Source organism: Paraburkholderia kirstenboschensis (assembly GCF_904848585.1).
GTDB lineage: Bacteria > Pseudomonadota > Gammaproteobacteria > Burkholderiales > Burkholderiaceae > Paraburkholderia > Paraburkholderia kirstenboschensis.
In genome coordinates this window covers 1-4284 of record NZ_CAJHCR010000052.1, presented here as the reverse complement: position 1 = coordinate 4284, position 4284 = coordinate 1, and the positions used below count along the sequence as shown (strand labels likewise).

General features: G+C 59.3%; 4 protein-coding genes. 1 reads left to right on the top strand and 3 read right to left on the bottom strand.

Going from position 1 to position 4284, the window contains the following annotated elements; all coding sequences use genetic code 11:
• Nucleotides 1–779: 779 nt before the first annotated feature.
• The gene (locus JMY24_RS37760) at nt 780–1157 is read left to right on the top strand and encodes a hypothetical protein (RefSeq protein WP_201704092.1); all 378 of its coding nucleotides are present in this window, start codon (nt 780–782) and stop codon (nt 1155–1157) included.
• 18 nt (nt 1158–1175) lie between these two features.
• On the opposite strand, the gene JMY24_RS37755 is transcribed toward JMY24_RS37760, so the two are convergent.
• The 3 genes from JMY24_RS37755 to JMY24_RS37745 form a co-directional block, all read right to left on the bottom strand.
• Nucleotides 1176–1781 carry a hypothetical protein gene (locus JMY24_RS37755; protein ID WP_201704090.1) on the bottom strand — a complete coding sequence of 202 codons (606 nt, stop codon included), beginning with the start codon at nt 1779–1781 and terminating at the stop codon, nt 1176–1178.
• On the bottom strand, nt 1781–1927 hold the full coding sequence (locus JMY24_RS37750) for a hypothetical protein (RefSeq protein ID WP_201704088.1): 147 nt from the start codon (nt 1925–1927) through the stop codon (nt 1781–1783). Before JMY24_RS37750 ends, JMY24_RS37755 begins: the two co-directional genes overlap by 1 nt.
• 164 nt (nt 1928–2091) lie before the next feature.
• Nucleotides 2092–3681: a recombinase family protein gene (locus JMY24_RS37745; protein WP_201704086.1), complete on the bottom strand. Its 1590-nt coding sequence runs from the start codon at nt 3679–3681 to the stop codon at nt 2092–2094.
• Between the last annotated feature and the right edge of the window lie 603 nt (nt 3682–4284).

The following is a 4284-nucleotide window of genomic DNA, read 5'->3' as shown; positions in this document are numbered from 1 at the left end:
TGCGAGTTGACACTTTTATGCCGATTCGAAGGGACATAAAAGTGTCAACTCGCGCGCGTTCTGGCCCGCGGCTACTGGCGAGGGCCGGTGACAGATTCATTACGTCCTACGTCAGGGTGCCCCCGAATTTCACGCGTGGCCGCACGTCGGTTCGCCCGCGGTAGCGTTCTCTTGTGCAGGAAGGCGGCGCCTGCCGACGTGGAGCAGGCTGTCCGGTTCATAACCGCTGTACTGATGCTTTGGTCTGGGCGCTGCCGCAGTGAGCCGGCTAGCTGCCCGCGGTGCGCACGCTCGCGCACGATGCTTTGGTGCCTTTCGGACAAGCTATAGCCGCAGGCTATTTTTGTTCCTCAGGCGGATTCCAGATCTCAAGGTAACGCGCGCCCGGCAAGCTCGGCAGAACCGATTGGCAGAAGAAGCGGGCCGCGCCTCGTTACCGCGGTCATCCTTTATCCGATTCGCAGACGCCGCCATGGGGGCGCACTGCGCGCTCGCCCATGGAGGCAAGAGCCGGCCCCGTTCGCCACTTGGTTGGGTCGCGCGCCCGCGCACTCCGAGGGCCCGCTGCAGTACAACGGACCGTCACGGATAGACGACGGAAGGGAAGGGTCTAGGACACTAGAGTCGCCCATCGCAAATGATTTCAGAGAATCTGCGTATGAGCCGAGGAGGGCGGCAGTTTCGCAGTCCCGAAAGCACCTTGAAAAAAGCGAAGTTCTCGCCGATAGACCACGCGTCAGCGGCGAAGCTACCTACAATGCCACATGGACTTGTCGGACATGGATATCACCACGATGAGCAACCCACTAAACTTGGACCTGCGCGCTCGCGCCGAACTGCTTGCCTACCTCGTTGCATCTCACCTTCTTGCGCGGCAGATGACGGGCGAGTGGCTGTCGGTCGACCATCTGGTGGAGTCAACGGTGATGTGGCTGAAGACGAACGGTGGCGGCGCTGACGTGATGCAGCGCGTGATGCTTTCGACCCGTGCTTTGGACCTCGCTCGAGGCCTCGAAAAGACATTGGGCTCAGCCGTCGCGCCGGGTTCGGTGACGGCGTTGTTCTGTGAAAATCTGCGCCTCGATTTTCGCTCACCCGTCGCCAGAGATATCTACCAGCACTGCCTCACGCATCTCGTCGACTCGGGCTCTTTCTGAATCCGAACTTCCCGCAGTCTACGAGCGACGCTTTTTGCGCCTTTTACCTGCCGACGTGGCGGCGACGCCCGCAGCTGGCTCATAGGGAAGCTTCATCTGGCGCCGCGGCGCTATCGCACTGTCCGCCTCATCGACGATGCCCTTTAGTGCCGCGAGGTAGGCCGGCTCGCGGGATGTAAGCCACTGACCGATGACGTCGTCGCGAATCCAGGTACGCACCCAGCCTGCGGCCAGTGTGAGAAAAACCAGATTGCTGTCATGGTCGGCCCGCAAGCGCTCCGCATCTTTTTGGGCTGCAGCGAGCCTAATGACAATCCGGGCAAGAGCACGGGTGCAATCAGGGCTGGAGCGACAAAGATGTCCGTCATCTATGCGCCTGTCTGCCGGGGTCGCCGCCAGTAGCGCACGAGCAAAATCGCCGGTGAGATTGTCCTGCCGAAGCATGAGTGAGACAGTCTGCACCTGATGTGCTGGAGACATGCTTTCGAGCGCACGCATGGTTCGTACTGGTAGTGTCTGTCCGCCGACAATCGCTGCCGCTTCTTCGTACAGGCTCGCCGATATCCCATCTTCGGGCCGTGCGAGGGTTCGGCAGATGAAGCGCGGACTCTGTGCTTTCTTCATTACAGCCGCGCGGCGAGACGCTCGTAAAGGAGCCGGGGAATGCTGGTGAAGCCTCGCGTCCTCATTAGCGCGACGAACGCTGCGTCACGCTGAAGCTCCCGTAGAATCGCCAGCACCTCGTCGGCTTCCCGTTCAGTATTGCGCATGCTTTTGACGGCGCTTCGTTGCCGGGCCAATTCGAGCTTGAGAACCGAGCGTGCCTTTGCCTCTGGTGGTCTGCCGCCGCTCTGAAGCGAACGCTTGGTGTTGCCATGCGGTCGCCTTGGCTCTGCAGTAGGCGCCCTCTCTTGAGGGCCGTGGTTCGGCGACCTCATGGTCGGTTCACAGCCATGCCGTCAACTTGCATCGCATCGAGGGACACAGTTTCCGCGATGAGAAGCAGTGACTTCAGGTCATCCCGCCGGTACTTACCGAAGTGCGTCTGTCCGTGCCGGCAAACGACGGTGTAAGCCCCTGCCACCAGACTTCCTCGAGGAAAGATATGGAAGTCGAGCAGGTCTGTGCCTGCCCGCTCAATGCGGCCATAGACAAGGAAGTCGACAGGGAAGCTGTCCGGCCAGCGTGCGACCCAATAAGGTAAGTGGCCGTCGATGAGCCATGGACTGCGAACAGCGAGCTTGAATCGCAGCCAGTTGTCGACACAGAACGTCATCGTGTGCTTTTCACGGCGTACGTCATGACCCTGGCTCCGCAACGCCTCCAGAGTGGCCTCCGCGACGCGTTCCTCGACATCCTGTTCCACACGCCCGTTTGCAGACCGCTCGGGCGCCAGCTTCGGTACGTAGCCAACCTCGTCATACGCCTTGTAAAGGCTCCCGAACTCGCGCATGACCTGCTCAACGGACGGAGCGCTCCGGTAATGCCTCAAGGTCGCCTGGTCGACCTTGCCGGCTTTTGCTATCACTTTCCGCAAGCTGTCGAGTATCTCTTCGCGCGTGGACTGCCTGCGGTTCGCCTCCATCTTCTTTTGCACGGCCGCGAAGACTCGCCTGTCGACTACGGGCTCAAACGCGTTCTCGAGGCGAATCCATTCCTGTTGTGGGACCTGCTGCCATGCTCCATCGAGCTTGGAGGACGTCCTGCTATAAACGCTGGTACCGATGTACGCTTCGTTGCGAAGGATGCACAGAATGTTCTGGGCGTTCCAAGGCCGCCCCAGGCGGTTGCGCAGGCCAAAATCATTGAGGCGCTTTGCAATACCAACGCCGGTGACCGTTTGCGTTGCATACCATTCGTACATCTTCCTGACAAGCGACGCCTCGGTCGTCGACGCAGGTGCGATGACGACACGGTCGTTCTGTACGCTCTTGTATTCGTGGCGTGCAAGGGGGCGTCTTGTCTCGTGCTTCGAATCAATGAGGATGCGTTGCAGCCCATAGCCGGGCGGTCCCCCGGCATGAAACCCGCGCTGCGCGTTCAGACACTGCCCCAGGAAAACCTTGCGGGACATCTCCCGGCTGAACTCGGCAGCCATCGCCCTCTTAAGCGCCTTCATGACGGACGTCGCCGGGCTGCGGTCGTTCGCAAAAGACTCGGCCACGTAAATCACATTGACGCCCGCGCGCCTGCACGCGTACTCATAGAAAGCGGCTTCGTCGACATCCTGAAAGCGTCCCCAACGGCTCACGTCGAACACCAGGACCGTGTTGAACTTCCGCTTCGGCTTTTCGACGTCGAGCAGTAGCTGGACAAGCGCGGGGCGCTGCCTGAAGGTGAGTCCGCTGATACCGGCGTCCTCGTAGTCGCAAACAACGCGGATATTGTGAGTATGCGCATACTCCGCGATAGCCTGCCGCTGAAAATGCGGCGAATGTTCCTGATGGTCCGTCGACATGCGGATGTACTGCGCCGCTCGCTGAAGCGCATGGGGATTGGTTCCGCTCTTCGTCGCAGAGGCCATGACGTAGGTTCGAGAGCAACACACGTCTGTAGTAGTGACTTCGAGCAAGAAGTCAAGCCAATTCCCTTCCAACGTCCTGAAGAGCCTCGTTCGCAGCCGCAAACCCGTTGTCCATGTGCGCACTATCCCGTTGCATGGTCATTCACTCAATTGCGGCCCTCGCGGCGGTCTTCGCAGAGTTGCGAATATGAGTACGCCGTTGTGGAAGCGGACGCCATGGGGCGCACCGACAGCCGCCCGTAGACCAAGGACAGTGCTCTGCGAGTCTGTGAAGAGTCAATCTTGGAAATGGCTCGCAAGCGGCACCGGTATAAGTCGTTTTGTGCTGATTGAAGCTACCGATGCGCTATGAACTAAGCGCGTTGTCAAAGGAGCAGCTTTCCAGAGCTGCTGGCATCTAACAATCGGCCCGCAAAGACACGAGCGTCCATCTAAAGTGGCCGTTATAGAAAAGGTAAAACCTCATTTGCTAGATATGTCTTTACTCATTCGTGGAGCGGCCCCTTGAATCACCGGACACAGTCTCCCGCTTAAAATAACGGGTAGGCATATGACTGTGTTTTTGACTAACAACAAGCAAGAAGTGATGGAAGTGTTGACGGG